Origin of the sequence: Acrocarpospora catenulata (genome assembly GCF_018476525.1) — a bacterium.
Classification (GTDB): domain Bacteria; phylum Actinomycetota; class Actinomycetes; order Streptosporangiales; family Streptosporangiaceae; genus Acrocarpospora; species Acrocarpospora catenulata.
In genome coordinates this window covers 122,698-139,236 of sequence record NZ_JAHCST010000010.1, presented here as the reverse complement: position 1 = coordinate 139,236, position 16,539 = coordinate 122,698, and the positions used below count along the sequence as shown (strand labels likewise).

Here is a 16,539-nt window from a genome sequence, read left to right as displayed (position 1 = left end):
TTATCGTGGCTGGTTCGAATGTGGCGCCGCTGAAGGTGGACTCGGAAACCGATCGCTTGATCTCTCACGGGGCTCACTTTCTCCACGTGACGAAGAAGGAGTTCGTGGCACAGGCCGTACGGGTGTACCTCAAGGTCCGCCAGGCCGAACTGCATGCCGCAATGCAGGAGGCGATGGCCCAGCTGGACGGCACGCACACCGCCCGAGTGGCCCTCGTCTCCGGACTCACCAAGGAGCAGATCGAGGAACTCGGCGGAGTGGAGGAAGGGTGAATCCTACCCGTCCGACCATCCGCTGCCTGCGTGAAGACCTCGGCATCGCCAAGCTGCCGCCAGCCCACATAGCTCTGGACGAGATCGACCATCCACTGATCCACAAGGCGTCTGCCCAGTTCGCCGGAGGCAGCGCCCGGGAGCGGATCGCCTCGGTGGATGACAACGTCCTGCTCAAGGTCAAGATCCAGCGTTGGAGGGGAGCGGTATGGCAAGACAACCGCTGCCCCTGGCTGGTGGCAGCCGGTCGTCGGGAGGACGGCAGCCCAGACGACTTCTACGCGGCGCTCGCCGAACGAGCCCGGCAGGCGCGTAAGGCGTACAACAGCTCGCACACACACCGGCGGAGTCCGGTGAGGTGGTCTGGTCCAATCTCATGGACCCTCAAGCCGCCGCAACGCTCCTGGCGGAAGGCGAGCAAGAGTAGGCCCAGGTCAACTAACCGCTCCACCTAATCAAGGCCAGCCCGACGCGGCGAACGCCATCAGTACAGGTCCAGTTCCTCGCTGAGGGCTATGAGGTCGTCGGCGGCCTTGCGCCTGTCAGTATCGCTCTGCCGCTTGTAAGCCATGAGATCCTCGAACCGGACACGCCGGTGCCGCCCGACGAGGCGATGCGGAATCCTTCCCGTGTCGAGCAGCCCGATGAGGTAGGGCCTGGAGACGTTGAGCAGGTCCGCCGCCTGCCGTGTAGTCAGCTCGGCATGATTGGGCATCGCTGTCACGCCCCGCCCCTCGGCGAGCTGCGTGAGCATGTAGGCGAGCATCGTCACGACATCGCGGGGCAGGACGAGGGCCTCGTCGCCGGCCAACTCCCCGGTAACGCGGATGTCTTCAGCGCCGGGGTGGGTGGCCAGGTAGTCCTTGATCCGTCGCATGGCACGGGCCGCGTCCTGCGCGTCCACCCGGCCGGGCTCCAGGGACTTCGGAGTTCGCACGGTCATTTACTACCCTCCTCTCCATCGCATTATGTGCAGCGAACGCAATAAATGCAATCACCGAACGTGCCTGCCAGCAGAGTCCAGACCAGGGCTCCTGGTTTTGTCGGAAGCGGTCGGTAGCGTGGCGGGGTAGGTGTTGGCGGAGCTGAGGTGGCTGGGTGGGATGGTGGTGGGGCTCATCGGGCGGGAAGGGCCGGCGGGGGTTCTGCGTGGGGAGATTGAGCGGGCCGCGGAGAGTCATGGGGGGCTGGTGCTGGTCACCGGGGAGGCGGGGATTGGGAAGACCTCGCTGGTGACGGGGGCCGTTGAGGAGGCCAGGCGGCGGGGGGCGCTGGTGGTCAGCGGGTCGTGCTGGCATTCGGAGGGGGCGCCGGGGTACTGGCCGTGGGTGCAGGTTGTGCGGGCGTTGAAGCGGGGGGCCACGGAGGAGGAGTGGGCGGAGGCGGCCGCGGCGGCGGGGAGCAATCTACTGGTGTTGCTGGGGGAGGCGCCGGCGCCCGGGTCGGCCGAGGCGTTCCGGTTGTATGACGCGGTGACGGTGGCGCTGGTTTCGGTGTCGCAGCATCGGCCGGTGATGGTGGTGCTGGATGACCTGCACTGGGCGGACACGGCGTCGTTGCGGTTGCTGGAGTTCGCGGTTCAGCACACCTGGTTCGAGCGGGTACTGCTGGTCGGGACGTACCGGGATGTGGAGGTGGAGTCGGGCGGGCACCCGCTGGAGCCGTTGATCACGCCGCTGCTGGCGAAGGCGACCACGGTGACGCTGACCGGGCTGGTTCGGGACGAGGTGGGCACGTTGATGGCCCGGACCGCCGGTCGGAAGCCGACGCCGGGGCTGGTCGACGAGGTGCACCGGCGTACCGGGGGGAACCCGTTCTTCGTCGAGCAGACCGCCCGGTTGTGGCGGAGCAGTGGCTCGGTGAGCGCGATCGCGCCAGGGGTGCGGGACGCCTTGCAGCGCCGGTTGTCGCTGCTGCCCCCGGCCCTGGTGGAGTTGCTGACGGACGCCGCGGTGCTCGGGCGGGAGTTCCACCGTGAGGTCCTGGCGGCGGTGTCCGGGCTGGCGCCGCCCGAGGTGGACGGCCTGCTGGAGCAGGCGGTGAACGCCCGCCTGGTGGTCGCGCGGGACACCGGGAAGTTCGTGTTCGCCCACGATCTGGTACGGGAGACGCTCTACGCCACGCCGGGCGCGGCCGAGATACGCCGCCGCCACGCGACGGTGATCCGTGCCCTCGACCGCTCCCCCGCCCTCGCCGAATGGATCTTCCCTGCCGACCAGGCCCACCACGCCTACCTGGCAGGCGACGAACTGGACCCCGCCCGCGTGGTGAAATCCCTGCGTCACGCCGAATGGGACGCGGGCCAGCGCATGGCCACCGAGGAGGCGCTGGGCCACCTCCGCAAGGCGTACGAGGTGGCCGCCGCCCTCGACCCGCGGAGCAGGCTGGTGATCGCCCTCCGCCTGGGCGAGTCCCTCGACCACCGGGGCGCCGTCGAAGAGGCCCGCACCAGCTTCCGCATCGCCATCGACCTGGCCAGGAAACTGGACAGGCCGGACCTGCTGGCCAGGGTCGCCCTCAGCCTCTTCCGCTCGGAGGGCCCGGTCTGGAACTACGGCCACACTTGGCCGGTCGCCATCGACTTCCTCCACGAGGCCCACGCCCGGATGACCGCGACCAGGGATCACACAAAACACCCGAACCGGGACCAGGATCACCACGTCCATGCGGAACACCCGGGACGCGCGGGGCCGGTCCCGAACGAAGTGATCGCGGCAGAGCTGGCCGCCTGGCTGGCGGACCTGGCCCGGCGGGAGCAGGACGACGAAACGCTCTCCTTCAGCCTGCTAACGCTGTTCGACCTGCTCTGGCGTCCGGGCACCGCGAAGCAGCGGGCCGCGTTGACCGCGGAGCTGATGGAGGTCGCCCGGCGCACCGGTGACCACGACACGATGCACTTCGGGGCGTCGCTGCGCTGGGTGACGCTGCTGGAGCAGGGGGACCCCGCCTACCTCGACCAGTACGACCTGTCCACCAAGGTCGCCGAGCAGGAGGGCATGCTCCGTCTCAACTTCGCCGGTTTCATCGACCAGAGCATCATCACCACCTTGATGGGCCGGTTCGAGGAGGCGGAAAACTACCTGGAGCAGGCGCTCTCCTCCGTCGGCGACGACAGCGCGTCGGCGCCCGCGTTCATGGCCAACCACCTGCGCTGGGCCTTCCTGCTCCTGCAGGGCAGGTTCGACGAGCTGGAGGAACTGCACAAACGCCTGGTGGCCGACCGCCACCCGCATCCGGAGCTGCTGGCGGGCATCACCGCCCTGAGCAAGGGCGACGTGGCGGGCGGTCTGCGCCTGCTGCCGGGCCCGGGGGCGGACCCGTACCCGCGGAGTTTCGCGTCGCTGGGGTTGCGGTTGATGGCGCAGGCGGCGGCCGTGGCGGGTGACCCCGGGCTGACCGCCCGGACCCGGGCGGCGCTGGAGCCGCACCGCGGTGACTGGCTGCTCTCCCTGTGGGGCTGCGACATCAGCGGCCCCGTGGACCACTGGCTGGCGGTGCTGGACGCCGGGGAGGGACGCTGGGCGGACGCGATCGCCGGGTTCACCGCCGCCTACCGATCCGCCGACCGGTTGAAGGCCGCGCCCTGGTCGATCGAGGCGCGGACCGGCCTGGCGGCGGCCCGCCTCGCCAGAGGGGCGGACGGCGACCTGCGGGCGGCCGTGACCCTGCTGGACGCGGTGGAGCGGGAAGCGGCTCGCATCGGCATGCGGCACATCGTGGACCGGGTCCACGCGCTCCGCCGTCAGACGGGCCCGTCCGCCGCCCCGGTGCCCGGCGGGGTGTTCCGGCTGGAGAACGGCGTCTGGTCGCTGGGTTTCGGGGAGCGCACCGTGCACATGCCGGACGCCAAGGGCCTGCGCGACCTGCACTACCTGCTGAGCACCCCCGGCGGGGACGTGCCGGCCGTGCGGCTGCTCGACCCCGAGGGCGGCGAGGTCGTGGTGGCCGCGCGCCGGATGGGCGGGGATCCGGTGCTGGACGACGCGGCCAAGGCCGCCTTCCGGCACCGGCTGACCCTGCTGGACGAGGAGATCGACCAGGCGGCGGCGCTCGGCCAGGAGGGGCGGGCCGCCGAGTTCGACCGGGAGCGGCAGGCGCTGCTGGCCGAGTTGCGGGCCGCCGCCGGTCTGGCGGGCCGGGACCGGCGGCTGGGCGACGAGGCGGAGCGGGCCCGCAAGACGGTCACCGCCCGCATCCGCGACACCCTGCGCAAACTCGACGACCGCCACCCCGCCCTCGCCTCCCATCTGCGTTCCACCATTTCCACGGGAGCCACCTGCCGCTACCAGCCGGACCGGGAGATCGACTGGCGGCTGCACTGACGAGAAACCCGTCCCGTGGACAGCAACTACTTGCGGTTGTAGAGCCGCATGGTGATCGTGCCGAACACGACGGTGAGCACGGCCGCGGAGACCAGCACCCAGGTCACTTCACCGGTGTCCCAGGCGCCGTTCATCATCGAGCGGACCGCGGCGACCAGGTGGGCGATCGGGTTGACGTCCACGAAGGCCTGGAGCCAGCCGGGCATGGTGGCGGGGTCGACGAAGACGTTGCTGAGGAAGGTGAGCGGGAACAGCACCAGCATGCTGATGCCCATCACCGACTTCTCGCTCCGCAGGAAGAGGCCGAACATGGTCCAGATCCAGGAGAAGGCGAACGAGAAGATCACCAGGAGGGCGACCCCGGACAGCACGCCCACGATCCCGCCGGGCGGGCGGAAGCCCATGATCAGGCCGACCACGACGATCGTCGTGGAGGCCAGCAGGTAGCGGAGCACGTCGCCGAGCAGGTTGCCGACCAGGGCGGCCGGGCGCCAGACGGGCAGCGTGCGGAAACGGTCGAAGACCCCCTTGGCGATGTCGTTGTTGACCGCCACGCCGGTGTACATAGTGATCATCACCACGCTCATCACCATGATGCCGGGCAAAAGGTACTGCAGGTACTCCCCGGTGGACCCGGCCAGGGCGCCGCCGAACAGGTACGTGAACATCAGCGTCATCATGATCGGAAACGCGGTCACGTCGAACAGCTGCTCCGGCACGTGCTTGATCTTCAACATGGCGCGCCAGCCGAACGTGATCGACGCAGACAGGGCGCTCGGCCGGGGTGGCCGTGCCCCCGGCGCCATGACCGCGCCTATGGTCTCGGCGGCCGGGACGTACGGGACGGTGGTGGTCTCAGAGGTGGTGGTGGTCATGGTTTCTCCCAAAAGTCAGGCGACCAGAAGTCAGGCGGCGGCGCGGTCGGTGAGGGCGAGGAAGACCTCGTCGAGGCTGGGCTGGCCGAGAGCGAACTCGTCCACGACGATCCCGGCGGCGGCCAGTTCGGCCAGCGCGGCGGCGGCGATCTCCGCGTCGTCCACCCGGGCGCTGAGCGCGACGGGGTCGGCCTCCTGCTGCACGGGCGTCCGCAGCGCCCGCGCCAGCACGTCTTCGGCCGCCGGACGCTGGGCGGCGTCGCGCAGCCGCACGTGCACGGTGCCCGCCCCGATGGACGCCTTCAGCTCGCCGGGCGTGCCCTCGGCGATGACCCGGCCCGCGTCGATGACGGCGATGCGGGCGGCCAGGTGGTCGGCCTCGTCCAGGTACTGCGTGGTGAGCAGCACGGTGGTGCCCTGCGCGACCACGGCGCGGACGATGTCCCAGACCTGGTTGCGGCTGCGCGGGTCGAGGCCGGTGGTGGGCTCGTCCAGGAAGAGCAGGCGGGGGGTGCTGAGGATGCTGGCGGCGATGTCCAGCCGCCGCCGCATGCCGCCCGAGTAGGTCTTGACCAGGCGACCGGCCGCCTCGGTCAGGCCGAAGGCGACCATCAGCTGCTCGGAGCGGTCCCGGGCGGCGGCCTTGCGGTAGCCGAGCAGGCGGCCCAGGAGGACGAGGTTCTCGGTGCCGGTCATCTCCTCGTCCACGGAGGCGTACTGACCGGTCAGACTGACCAGGCCGCGGACGGTGTCGGCCTCGTGGAGCACGTCGTGGCCGAAGACCCGGGCCTGGCCGCCGTCGGGCCGCAGCAGGGTGGCCAGCATGCGCACGGCCGTGGTCTTTCCTGCCCCGTTGGGGCCGAGCACGCCGTACACGGTGCCGGGCGGGACGGTGAGGTCGAGGCCGTCGACCGCGCGGGTGGTGCCGAATACTTTCACCAGTCCGGACGTCTCGATCGCCGGAACGTCTTGTGCGCTCATTGCTGCTTCCCTCTCTCTTCACCCGTAGGGCGCGAGAAGGTCGCTAGATCGGATCTAGCGGGGCAGGAGATCACTTGTTGGGTACGGTCGGAGGCGAGCATTGGAGGAGCTATGGCGGACGTCTTCGACGTGATCGTGATCGGCGCCGGCCCTGCTGGGGAGAACGTGGTGGACCGGGTGACCCGCGGCGGGCTGACCGCGGCCCTGGTGGAGAGCGAGCTGGCGGGCGGCGAGTGCGCCTACTGGGCCTGCATCCCCAGCAAGGCGCTGCTGCGGCCGATGGAGCTGCTGGCCGAGACCAAGCGGGTGCCAGGGCTGCCGGCGGGGCCGATCGACCCGGCCAAAGTGGTGGCCAGGCGGGACGAGACGGTGTCGGGGTACGACGACGCGGGTCAGGTCCGCTGGGTGGAGTCGGTGCACGGCGTGTTCTTCCGAGGCCTGGGACGGCTGGCCGGGCCCCGGCAGGTCGAGGTGACCGGCAGTGACGGAGACAAGCGGCAGCTCACCGCCCGGCAGGCGGTGGTGCTGGCGACAGGAAGCAGGGCGACGATCCCGCCCGTCCCGGGGCTGGCCGACGCCCGGCCGTGGACCAACCGGGAGGCCACCGGGGTACGGAACGTCCCCCGGCGGCTGGTGGTGCTCGGGGGTGGCGTGGTCGCCTCCGAGATGTCGCAGGCGTTGCGGAGCCTCGGGGCTGCGGAGGTGACGCTGGTCGTCCGGGGACGGCGGCTGCTGGAGCGGGCCGAGCCGTTCGCCGGGGAGATGGTGGCCGAGTCCCTGCGGGCGCACGGGATCGACGTGCGGTTCGGGACCACGATCCAGAAGGTGGATCGGCCGGTGGCCGGGGGCGAGGTGACGGTCGAACTGTCGGACGGCACGTCGCTGACGGCCGACGAGATCCTGGTGGCGGCGGGGCGACAGGTGTCCACCGTCGACATCGGCATGGACTCGGTCGGGCTGACGGGGGGCCGTCCGGTGACGGTCGACGACAGCATGCGGGCGACCGGCGTCGAGGACGGCTGGCTGTACGCGGTCGGGGACGTCAACGGGCGCGACCTCCTCACCCACATGGGGAAATATCAGGCCAGGATCTGCGGGGACGTGATCGTGGCTCGGGCGACCGGGACCGCCGACGATCTCCCGTCGATGCGGGATCGGGCCGGTGCCGCCGGGGCGCCCCAGGTGATCTTCACCGATCCCCAGGTCTGCGCCGTCGGGATCACCGAAGAGGCCGCCAGGAAGGCCGGAAAGAACGTGCGGGTCGTCGAATACGACATCGCGCAGGTGTCCGGGGCGTACCTCCAGGGGGAGGGGTACAAGGGCCGGGCCAAGGCGGTCGTGGACGAGGACCGGCGGGTGCTGCTCGGGGTGACCTTCGTGGGGCCGGGGGTGGCTGATCTGCTGCACTCCGCCACGATCGCGGTCACGGCCGGCGTGACGCTGGACGATCTGTGGCACGCCGTGCCGTCGTTCCCGACCGTCAGCGAGGTGTGGCTGCGGCTGCTGGAGGCGTACGGGCTCTGAAAGTTCATTTTGGTGGGTTGCGGAGTTTGCCGTGGTGCCGCTTCGGTGTGGCGGCATGGGTGTGAGCCAGGCGATCATCGTTGACTCGCGTGCGGTACGTGATGCCGCCGGGGAACTCGTGCACGAGGGGAACCGGGTCCCGGACATCGTGACCCTGGACCCACTCCGCTGGGTGGTGGGCTGGCGGGCGGGCACCAGCGACCCCCTCGACGCGACCCCCACCGACCAGGGCTCCATCCGGTACGCGCGAACCACCGACGGCGGCCGTACCTGGACGAAGGGCACACTGGCCACGGCCACCTCCACCCACCGCTACCACTACGTCATATTTTTTCGCGATAAATCCGTTTTGTACGCGGTGGTGGGGCGGATTTCGGTCGCGGAGGACCGGGAGGGAACGGAGGTCGACGGGTTTCCGGTCCGGATGACGATGAAGCGGAGCCTGGACGCGGGAGTGACCTGGTCGGATTTCCCGATCGAGGTACGGGTTCCGGACAACACCCGAGGGGTGGTCGTCGCCGGAAAGCCGGTTCTCCACGACGGCGTCTGGGTGATCCCCTACTGGCGGCAGGGCTCAGGGGTCTCCCAGGCCGGAGTACTCCGCTCCACAGATCTCCGCCTCTGGGAGTCAGGTGCCCTGGCGGTGCCCCCGGCAGGCATCGGCATCGAGGAACCGCAGGTCGTCTCCCGTGGCGACACGCTCGTGATGGTCACCCGCGCCCTGGTCCGCACCGCCCGCCCCGAGGACCGTGACGCGTACTACCGCAGGAACGCCGCCTACTCCGCCACCGCCACCAGCACCGACGGCGGCCTGACCTGGTCCCCGATGACACTCGACCCCGAGTTACCCAACTACTACGTCAAAACCTTCTACAGCCGGGCCGCCGACGGCCGGGAACTCGCCATCTACAACACGCTCGCCGGCCCGTTCGCCGGCCCGTCGGAATCCCGCCCCGACCGCTACCGCGAGGTCCTCCACTACAAGACCAGACGCCCCGGAGAACCCTGGCAACCCGGCCGCCTCTTCGCCGACGGCCCCCGCCTGACCAAGAAGGCCGCCCGAGGCTGGGACGTCTACCCCAGCGGCGACGAGTTCGCCCCCGGCAGGTACGCCGTCGTCTGGGAGCACAACCAGATCAACATCAAGGTAGCCGTCCTCGACCTCGACCACGACGACCTCCCCCAGAACCTGGCCCCAGGCCCGTGGACCCTCGACCCCGGCGCCCGCCGGGACGCCACCGGGATCCACCTCCGCAGCACCAACGCCACCCCGGTCCGTGCCACCACTCCCCTGGCCGCCGGCTGCGACTTCACCGTCGAGTTCCGCGGCCGCGTCCTGGACGACAGCGCCCTGGACCCGCAGACCGGCAGCGGCGTCAGCCTGGGCACCAAGGTCTGCAACGGCGCCCGCCGCCTCATGCTCACCATCCAGCGCGGCGGCGTCTGGACCATGCGCAAGGGCTCCACCACCTGGGAACGCGTCCACCCGGTCGCGTCCCCCCTCGACGAGACCACCTGGAAGGTCACCACCGACAGCGCCGGCGTGGCCCGCCTCTACCGCAACGGCGCCGACACCGGCACCACCTGGATCATCCAGGACTCCGGCGAGGCCCCCGCCCTCACCCACTGGGTCACCGGCACAAAGGGCGGCAACACGGCCGAAGCCCACATCCTCTGGACAACCCTCACCCCCACCACCCCGCCCCTCCCCTGAGACCCGGCCGTACGGAGTCCGGGGCGGGCGGCGGTACCTTGTTGGCCGTGACTGCTATTGACGCCGGCGCGTACGGCACAGGGTTGGCGACCATCGCGGACAACGGGACCGTCCTGGACACCTGGTATCCGAACCCGGCGCTGGGGGAACCCCCGGCCATCGGGACGCAGGTGCTCTCCCCCGACGAGGCGGGCGAGCTGGCCCCCCTGATCGGGGAGGACCCCGAGCGGGGCGTACGGGTGGTCGCCGTGCGAACGGGGATCGGCAAGCTCGATGAGGCGCCGGTGGACGCGCACGACGTCTACCTGCGGCTGCACCTGCTCTCCTCGCGTCTGGTCCAGCCACACGGCCTGAACCTGGACGGGATCTTCGGCCTGCTGGCCAACGTCGTGTGGACCAACCACGGCCCCTGCCGGGTGGAGGACTTCGAGTCGGTACGGCTCCGCCTGCGCGCCCGCGGCCCGGTCACCGTGTACGGGGTGGACAAGTTCCCCCGCATGGTGGACTACGTGCTCCCCTCGGGCGTCCGGGTGGCGGACGCCGACCGGGTGCGCCTGGGCGCCCACCTGGCCTCGGGAACCACCGTCATGCATGAGGGCTTCGTCAACTTCAACGCGGGCACGCTGGGCGCCTCCATGGTGGAGGGCAGGATCTCGGCCGGAGTGGTGGTCGGGAACGGCTCGGACGTGGGCGGCGGCGCGTCGATCATGGGCACCCTCTCCGGCGGCGGCAAGCAGGTCATCTCGATCGGCGAGCGCTGCCTGGTCGGCGCCAACGCCGGAATCGGCATCTCCCTCGGCGACGACTGCGTGGTCGAGGCCGGTCTGTACGTCACCGCCGGCACCAAGGTCACCCTCCCCGACGGCACCGCCGTCAAGGCCCGCGACCTGAGCGGCAGCAACGGCCTGCTGCTGCGGCGCAACTCCACCACGGGCACCGTCGAGGCGGTCCCCCGTACCGGAACCGGCATCGAGCTGAACGCGGCCCTGCACGCCAACGACTGACCCACCGCGCGACCTGGGCGGGCGCCACGCCCAGGTCATCGCGGCGTTCCCGCCCGGGTCAGGAGGGGGAGATGGCCTCCTGGAGCTCGGTCACCCAGGTGGACGGGTCGCCCATGCCGTACTCGAGGTAGACCTCGCGCATGTAGCCGAGGCTGCGGTAGCCGTTCTCCTCCACCCAGCGGGCCAGTTGCTGAACCGAGGCGTCCACGGTGTCCATCGGGCCGTGGTGCAGGAGGGTGGCGACGTTCTCCACGGCGGGGAGGTCGACGACGGCGAAGTCGTACTGGTCGCTGGGCTCGACGGCGACCGGGAAGGCGGCGTGGATCTTGATGCCCTCGGGGACGGTCTCGTAGTAGGCGATGCCGGGGCCGACCATGGTGACCCCGGCCTTTTCCAGACGTTTGATGAGTTCGGGGTAGAGGGGCTGGATGACGGGGCTGATGTGCTCGGCTTCGTAGCTTTCCGCGACCCCGGTGAGCTCGGCCACCCGGACCGCGGGCACGCTCTTCACGACGACGTCTGCGGGCATGACGCCCTCCTTTTCGATGAGCCGGATCCTCGCCTCGACCCCGACCAGCCGGGCCCGGTCCCGGTTTACCTGGGCCTCCAGCTCGGCCTGCCGGAGCCGGAGCATGCCGTGCAGCTCCTCGACGCTGACCTTGTCGTCGAGCACGGCCGCCACCTGGTGCAGGGTGAAGCCGAGATCCTTGAGCGCGATCAGCCGGTTGAGCCGGGACAGCTGGGCCGCCTGGTAGTAGCGGTACCCGGTGACCGGATCGACCCGGGCGGGCCGGAGCAGGCCCACCGAGTCGTAGTGGCGCAGCATGCGGATCGACACCCGGCCGATCCTGGCGAAGTCTCCGATAGTGAACATGACCCCTCCTGGTGTAGGCCCTCACACGGTGTCAGGGTCAACGCCCGCCCCTGAGAGCACCCTGAGTTGTCCCTGATGTTCCGTCCCGTCTCGCCACAACGGCCGCCCCCGGTCGTACCGTGAAGGCATGGGACGCATTCTTATGATCGCCGCGCTGGTCGTGGTGGGGTTCTTCGTCATCGGCTGGCTGATCGGCTTCGTCTTCAGCGCCATCAAGTGGATTCTGGTCGTCGCCATCCTCGCGTTCGTGGCCATGGCCGTGATGCGGCTGCTACGCTCCGGCAGCTCCGGCCGGGACGACTACCACTAGGTTTCGTATCCTGACCGCATGAGCGGTGACGCACACGGGCACGGTCATGGGCACGCTCTCACCACCGAAGCCGACCGCCGTTACCTGGGCGGCGCGCTCCTGCTGATCGTCCTGTTCATGGCCGGCGAGGTGGTCGTCGGCCTGATCGCCCGTTCCCTGGCGTTGATCTCCGACGCCGGTCACATGCTCACCGACGCGGCGGCCATCGTGCTCGCGCTGGTCGCGATGAGGATCGCCGCCCGCCCGCCGCAGGGCGGATTCACCTACGGCCTGCGCCGTGCCGAGATCATCAGCGCTCAGCTCAACGGCATCACACTGCTCCTGCTCACCGCGTACTTCGTGGTCGAGGCGGTCCGGCGCCTCATCACGCCGCCGACGGTGGCGGGCGGCCTGGTGGTGGCCACCGGCCTGGCCGGGATCGTGGTGAACCTGGCCGCCACCTGGCTGATCAGCCGCGCCAACCGGACCAGCCTGAACATCGAGGGCGCCTTCCAGCACGTACTCAACGACCTGTACGCGTTCATCGCCACCACGCTGGCCGGTGTGGTCATCTGGCTGACCGGCTGGGGGCGGGCCGACGCGCTGGCCGCGCTGGTGGTGGCGGGGCTGATGGCCAAGGCCGGCTGGCGGCTGGTCCGGGACTCGGGGCGGGTCTTCATGGAGGCCGCCCCCGCGGGCATGAGCCCGAACGAGATCGGCGGCCGCATGGCGGCTCTCGGCTCCGTCGTGGAGGTGCACGACCTGCACGTCTGGGAGGTCACCTCGGGGTACGCCGCGCTCTCCGCGCACATCCTGGTGGACCCGGGCGCGGACTGCCACGCGGTACGGCTGGCCACCGAGCGCCTGGTTCTCGACACGTACGGCATCGAGCACACCACGCTCCAGGTGGACCACGCCGCTCCCGAGTTGCTCCGCATCGGCGACGACGACGCCCACTGCCACGCACCACACGGGCCCGTCCACAAAGCGGACGGGCCCGTGCCGTAGATCTATTCGGTTGTCGCCCGGTCGTTACAGGGGCGGGTACGCGTTGGCCAGCAGCTCGCGGAACTGAGCCGAGAACCAGTGACCGGAGACCGGGGCGTTCGGCAGCGCGCCGGTGGCGCTGTTGCCGTTGCGCTCGTTGCCGCCGTAGGTCGGGTCACACATCCGGTCGAAGCCCTTGCCCTCGTCGTTCGGGATGGCCGAGCTGGAGCCGTCCGACTCGCCCGGAGGCTTGACCCAGACGTAGGCGTCGATGCCCGGGGCGGGGTTGGCCCGCGGCCGCTCACCGAGGCCGGCGCCGCTCTGGTTGCACCAGTTGCCGGCGTGGATGCGCCGGTCGATCTTGGACTGGTTGACGAAGGTGTTCATATCGGTCGACGTGCTGGGGCCGGTGGGCCGGTTCGGGCCGCCCCAGCCGTTGCGCGAGGTGTCGATCAGCATGCCGATGTTGGACGGGAAGCCGTCCTGGATCAGCCGGTTCCGGAACGCCTGGGCGTAGCTGAGCTCGTCCACGTAGAAGTTCCAGTCGACCCAGCGGGACTGCCGAATGGTCTGGCCGTTCACCGTCGAGTTGATGGTGAAGTACGGCTCGACCAGCGCGGAGTAGTTGGCGGTGTTGGTGATGAAGCCGTGCACCGTGTTCCGGCCGCCGGTGGCCATGGCGGCCGTGGAGGCGAACAGCTGCGAGGACGGACCGAAGTTGGTGTCCCAGCCCAGCCAGCCGTGGTGACCGGCGTCGACGTAGTTGTAGACGTTCGGGATCGCGTAGAGCTTGCCCAGGGCGTAGGCCACACCCTGCTCGTAGGCGCCGGAGGTCTTGGCCTCCTGGCACTTCGCCAGGTTGAGGTTGGTGACCAGGTTGGGCAGCGAGTCGATCTCGATGATCGCCACGATGCGCAGGTTCCGGTACTTCGGGTCCGCCATGATGCCGGCGATGACGTCGATGTACTCGGTCTTGTAGCGGTTGAGGCCGTTCTGCGAGATGAGCAGCTCGCCGTTGGAGGCCAGCGCCGAGCAGTCGCGGTTGGGCAGGTTGTAGACGACGACCTGGATGGTCAGCGCCTGGGAGCCGTTGGCGGCGTCCTGCTCCACGGCCAGGTCCAGGTGGTCACGGAGACCCTTGCTGTTGTTGCCGGCCGAGCCGGAGCTGATCGCCGCGATCCGGTCCAGCCAGATGGCGGTGGAGGTGTTGGCGACCGCGGCGCCGCCGGGCTCGGAGCGGGCCGACGCGGCCCAGTCCGGGTTCACGTAGCCGGTCGCCCCGGCGTAGGGGTTGTCCACCCGCGGGCCCGGGGGCTCCGGCGGGATGCTCGGCGAGGGCGACGGGGACGGGCTGGGGCTCGGGCTCGGCGACGGGCTCGGCGACGGGCTCGGCGAGGGGCTGGGCGACGGCGACGGGCTCGGGCTGGGGGAAGGGCTGGGCGAGGGGCTCGGTGACGGCGACGGGCTGGGGCTCGGGCTCGGCGAAGGGGACGGCGACGGGGTGCCGCCGCAGGTCACGCCGTTGACGGAGAACGCCGTCGGCCGGGGGTTGCTCCCGGACCAGGTGCCGTTGAAGCCGATGCTGACGGTGGCGTTGGTGGCCAGGGAGCGGTTCCAGTCCATGGCGACCGCGGTCACGTTGGCCCCGGACTGCGACCAGGTGGCCGACCAGCCCTGGCTGACCTGCTGCCCGGCGTTGGGGAACGCGAAGCGCAGCGTCCAGTCGCTCAGCGCGTCGCCCGTGTTCTTGATCGTGACGTTGGCCGTGAACCCACCGGTGCCCGGGCTCGACGTCCACTCGTTGACGGCGTAGGTCACGTCACACGCGACCGCCGCGTTGGCCGCCGTGGCGTTGGCCACGGCGAGCGTGGATCCGAGCGCGGCCACCGCCATCGCGGCCAGGCCGCGACGGAGACGGGAGCGCGCGGCTCCGGATCGGGGGATGGAACTCATTGGGGGGGTCCTCCTGGGTGTTTCCATCGCGCACTTGGGAGCGCTCCCACGGAAGATAGGGTTCGCGTGATCGACGCGTACAGGACCGTCCCGGGCGTCCCAGCCCCACCATTGGCCCACCCAACCCTCACGAGCAGGCCATCCACCCTCACATTACGGGAAAAACACCCCATGCGTTAGCTGAAAGTTTCAGCTTGTCCCCAACCCCCGGGGCCCAACCGGCCGCGTACCGGTGACAAAGTAGGCTTGCGCCCAACCAAGTTCACACATCATTAAGGGGATCGTTGAGATGACCCTCAAGGTGACCGTTACCGGGGCTGCGGGCCAGATCGGTTACGCGCTGCTCTTCAGGATCGCCTCCGGCCAGCTGCTGGGGCCGGACACGCCGGTCAAGCTGAGCCTGCTGGAGATCACGCCGGCCCTGAAGGCGGCCGAGGGCACCGCGATGGAGCTCGACGACTGCGCCTTCCCGCTGCTGGACGGCATCGAGATCACCGACGACCCGAACGTGGCGTTCGACGGGGTGAACGTGGCGCTACTGGTCGGCGCCCGTCCCCGCACCGCCGGCATGGAGCGCGGCGACCTGCTCGCGGCCAACGGCGGCATCTTCGGCCCGCAGGGGCGGGCCATCAACGAGCACGCCGCCGACGACGTCCGGGTCCTGGTGGTCGGCAACCCGGCCAACACCAACGCGCTCATCGCCCGCAGCGCGGCGCCGGACGTGCCCGCCGACCGGTTCACCGCGATGACCCGGCTGGACCACAACCGGGCCCTGTCCCAGCTGGCCGCCAAGCTGGCGGTGCCGGTCACCGAGATCCGGAGGATGGCGATCTGGGGTAACCACTCGCCGACCATGTACCCGGACCTCTTCCACACCGAGGTCGGCGGGAAGATCGCCGCCGAGCTGGTGGACGGGGAGTGGCTCCGCGACACCTTCATCCCGACCGTGGGCAAGCGCGGTGCGGCGATCATCGAGGCCCGCGGCGCCTCCAGCGCGGCCTCCGCGGCCAACGCCGCGATCGACCACGTGCACACCTGGGTGCACGGCACCGCCCCCGGCGACTGGACCTCCGCCGCCCTGCCCTCCGACGGCTCGTACGGGGTGCCCGAGGGCCTGGTCTGCTCCTTCCCGGTGACCTCCAGCGGCGGGGCCTGGGAGATCGTGCAGGGGCTCGACCTGGACCCGTTCTCCCGGGAGCGCATCGACCGGTCGGTGGCCGAGCTCATCGAGGAGCGCGACGCCGTACAGGCGCTCGGGCTGGTCTAGCCGGATGCCGCCGCCCGCGACCAGCAGGGCGGCCACCTCACAGGCCACGGTGACCCGCTGGGTGAGCCCGGCGGGCACCAGGCCGGGGTCCAGTCCCAGCATGCCGATCAGGTACGGCAGGAGCACCAGCGCCAGGGAGCCGATCGCCACCAGGCTGAGCACCCGGACCGCGGTGGAACGGGTGCGCCGAGCCATCAGGAGGCCGGCGATCGGCATGGCCAGGAAGGCCGCCAGGGCCGCGTAGCGGTGGATGCCGCCGGAGAGGGACAGGGCCACGCCCGGACGGTCGGTGGGGAACGCCCCGACCAGCAGCAGGCCGCCGGCCCACACCCCGACCAGCAGGGCCGCCATGCGGTCCACCTTGGACAGGCGGAGCGCGAGCAGGGCCGAGCCGGTCGCGATCAGGGTGAGCGCGACCGGCAGCAGCCAGGCGTGCGGGCCGAAGGCGTACTCGCTGATCATGACGGTCAGCGGGTC

Annotated in this window: 14 protein-coding genes and 1 pseudogene; 9 read left to right on the top strand and 6 right to left on the bottom strand. The window is 70.4% G+C overall.

Features of this window, described 5'->3' with window-relative positions; genetic code table 11:
• The first annotated feature begins 86 nt into the window (after window positions 1–86).
• Window positions 87–272 (top strand): hypothetical protein, encoded by a 186-nt coding sequence (locus KIP79_RS12990; protein WP_214105013.1) that lies wholly within the window; start codon window positions 87–89, stop codon window positions 270–272.
• Window positions 269–727 carry a hypothetical protein gene (locus KIP79_RS12985; RefSeq protein WP_214105012.1) on the top strand — a complete coding sequence of 153 codons (459 nt, stop codon included), beginning with the start codon at window positions 269–271 and terminating at the stop codon, window positions 725–727. Before KIP79_RS12990 ends, KIP79_RS12985 begins: the two co-directional genes overlap by 4 nt.
• Before the next feature lie 29 nt (window positions 728–756).
• Here KIP79_RS12985 and KIP79_RS12980 read toward each other — a convergent pair whose 3' ends face one another.
• A complete protein-coding gene (locus tag KIP79_RS12980; protein ID WP_250213143.1) occupies window positions 757–1,215 on the bottom strand; it encodes an excisionase family DNA-binding protein in 459 nt (152 codons plus the stop codon).
• 130 nt (window positions 1,216–1,345) lie between these two features.
• On the opposite strand from KIP79_RS12980, the gene KIP79_RS48950 reads away from it, so the two are divergent.
• Complete coding sequence (locus KIP79_RS48950) at window positions 1,346–4,594, top strand: ATP-binding protein (protein ID WP_308169696.1); 3,249 nt, start codon at window positions 1,346–1,348, stop codon at window positions 4,592–4,594.
• A gap of 26 nt (window positions 4,595–4,620) precedes the next feature.
• Here KIP79_RS48950 and KIP79_RS12970 read toward each other — a convergent pair whose 3' ends face one another.
• Together KIP79_RS12970 and KIP79_RS12965 are read right to left on the bottom strand one after the other, a co-directional pair.
• A complete protein-coding gene (locus tag KIP79_RS12970; protein WP_214105011.1) occupies window positions 4,621–5,469 on the bottom strand; it encodes an ABC transporter permease in 849 nt (282 codons plus the stop codon).
• A gap of 30 nt (window positions 5,470–5,499) precedes the next feature.
• Entirely contained in the window at window positions 5,500–6,450 is a 951-nt protein-coding gene (locus KIP79_RS12965) for an ATP-binding cassette domain-containing protein (RefSeq protein WP_214105010.1), read from the bottom strand.
• A 111-nt stretch (window positions 6,451–6,561) separates the two neighbouring features.
• Between KIP79_RS12965 and KIP79_RS12960 the strand changes: the two genes are divergently transcribed.
• Genes KIP79_RS12960 through dapD form a run of 3 tightly spaced genes read left to right on the top strand, consistent with a single transcriptional unit; the run spans window position 6,562 to window position 10,692 of the window.
• Window positions 6,562–7,974 carry a dihydrolipoyl dehydrogenase family protein gene (locus tag KIP79_RS12960; RefSeq protein WP_214105009.1) on the top strand — a complete coding sequence of 471 codons (1,413 nt, stop codon included), beginning with the start codon at window positions 6,562–6,564 and terminating at the stop codon, window positions 7,972–7,974.
• Between the two features lie 55 nt (window positions 7,975–8,029).
• Window positions 8,030–9,688, top strand: a complete 1,659-nt coding sequence (locus KIP79_RS12955) for a sialidase family protein (RefSeq protein ID WP_214105008.1) — start codon at window positions 8,030–8,032, stop codon at window positions 9,686–9,688.
• Window positions 9,689–9,735: 47 nt separating this feature from the next.
• Complete coding sequence (gene dapD / locus KIP79_RS12950) at window positions 9,736–10,692, top strand: 2,3,4,5-tetrahydropyridine-2,6-dicarboxylate N-succinyltransferase (RefSeq protein ID WP_214105007.1); 957 nt, start codon at window positions 9,736–9,738, stop codon at window positions 10,690–10,692.
• A 58-nt stretch (window positions 10,693–10,750) separates the two neighbouring features.
• Here the strand turns inward: dapD and KIP79_RS12945 are convergent, their stop codons facing one another.
• Window positions 10,751–11,566 carry a MerR family transcriptional regulator gene (locus tag KIP79_RS12945; protein WP_214105006.1) on the bottom strand — a complete coding sequence of 272 codons (816 nt, stop codon included), beginning with the start codon at window positions 11,564–11,566 and terminating at the stop codon, window positions 10,751–10,753.
• 127 nt (window positions 11,567–11,693) lie between these two features.
• Between KIP79_RS12945 and KIP79_RS12940 the strand changes: the two genes are divergently transcribed.
• Both KIP79_RS12940 and KIP79_RS12935 read left to right on the top strand, forming a co-directional pair.
• Window positions 11,694–11,876 (top strand): hypothetical protein, encoded by a 183-nt coding sequence (locus tag KIP79_RS12940; protein ID WP_214105005.1) that lies wholly within the window; start codon window positions 11,694–11,696, stop codon window positions 11,874–11,876.
• A gap of 18 nt (window positions 11,877–11,894) precedes the next feature.
• Window positions 11,895–12,863, top strand: coding sequence for a cation diffusion facilitator family transporter (locus KIP79_RS12935; protein WP_214105004.1), 969 nt, complete (start codon window positions 11,895–11,897; stop codon window positions 12,861–12,863).
• A 24-nt stretch (window positions 12,864–12,887) separates the two neighbouring features.
• Here KIP79_RS12935 and KIP79_RS12930 read toward each other — a convergent pair whose 3' ends face one another.
• On the bottom strand, window positions 12,888–14,795 hold the full coding sequence (locus KIP79_RS12930; RefSeq protein ID WP_214105003.1) for a glycoside hydrolase family 6 protein: 1,908 nt from the start codon (window positions 14,793–14,795) through the stop codon (window positions 12,888–12,890).
• A 289-nt stretch (window positions 14,796–15,084) separates the two neighbouring features.
• Between KIP79_RS12930 and KIP79_RS12925 the strand changes: the two genes are divergently transcribed.
• Entirely contained in the window at window positions 15,085–16,062 is a 978-nt protein-coding gene (locus KIP79_RS12925) for a malate dehydrogenase (RefSeq protein ID WP_214105002.1), read from the top strand.
• Window positions 16,063–16,137: 75 nt separating this feature from the next.
• On the opposite strand, the pseudogene KIP79_RS50035 reads toward KIP79_RS12925, so the two are convergent.
• A pseudogene (locus KIP79_RS50035) lies at window positions 16,138–16,524 on the bottom strand (DUF998 domain-containing protein); the annotation flags it as partial.
• Between the last annotated feature and the right edge of the window lie 15 nt (window positions 16,525–16,539).

Excerpts from the sequence above, each read along its gene's own strand:
- KIP79_RS12980 (WP_250213143.1), bottom strand. The coding sequence starts at position 1,215 with ATGACCGTGCGAACTCCGAAGTCCCTGGAGCCCGGCCGGGTGGACGCG.
- KIP79_RS12970 (WP_214105011.1), bottom strand. The coding sequence starts at position 5,469 with ATGACCACCACCACCTCTGAGACCACCACCGTCCCGTACGTCCCGGCC.
- KIP79_RS12965 (WP_214105010.1), bottom strand. The coding sequence starts at position 6,450 with ATGAGCGCACAAGACGTTCCGGCGATCGAGACGTCCGGACTGGTGAAA.
- KIP79_RS12960 (WP_214105009.1), top strand. The coding sequence starts at position 6,562 with ATGGCGGACGTCTTCGACGTGATCGTGATCGGCGCCGGCCCTGCTGGG.
- KIP79_RS12955 (WP_214105008.1), top strand. The coding sequence starts at position 8,030 with ATGGGTGTGAGCCAGGCGATCATCGTTGACTCGCGTGCGGTACGTGAT.
- KIP79_RS12945 (WP_214105006.1), bottom strand. The coding sequence starts at position 11,566 with ATGTTCACTATCGGAGACTTCGCCAGGATCGGCCGGGTGTCGATCCGC.
- KIP79_RS12940 (WP_214105005.1), top strand. The coding sequence starts at position 11,694 with ATGGGACGCATTCTTATGATCGCCGCGCTGGTCGTGGTGGGGTTCTTC.
- KIP79_RS12935 (WP_214105004.1), top strand. The coding sequence starts at position 11,895 with ATGAGCGGTGACGCACACGGGCACGGTCATGGGCACGCTCTCACCACC.
- KIP79_RS12930 (WP_214105003.1), bottom strand. The coding sequence starts at position 14,795 with ATGAGTTCCATCCCCCGATCCGGAGCCGCGCGCTCCCGTCTCCGTCGC.
- KIP79_RS12925 (WP_214105002.1), top strand. The coding sequence starts at position 15,085 with ATGACCCTCAAGGTGACCGTTACCGGGGCTGCGGGCCAGATCGGTTAC.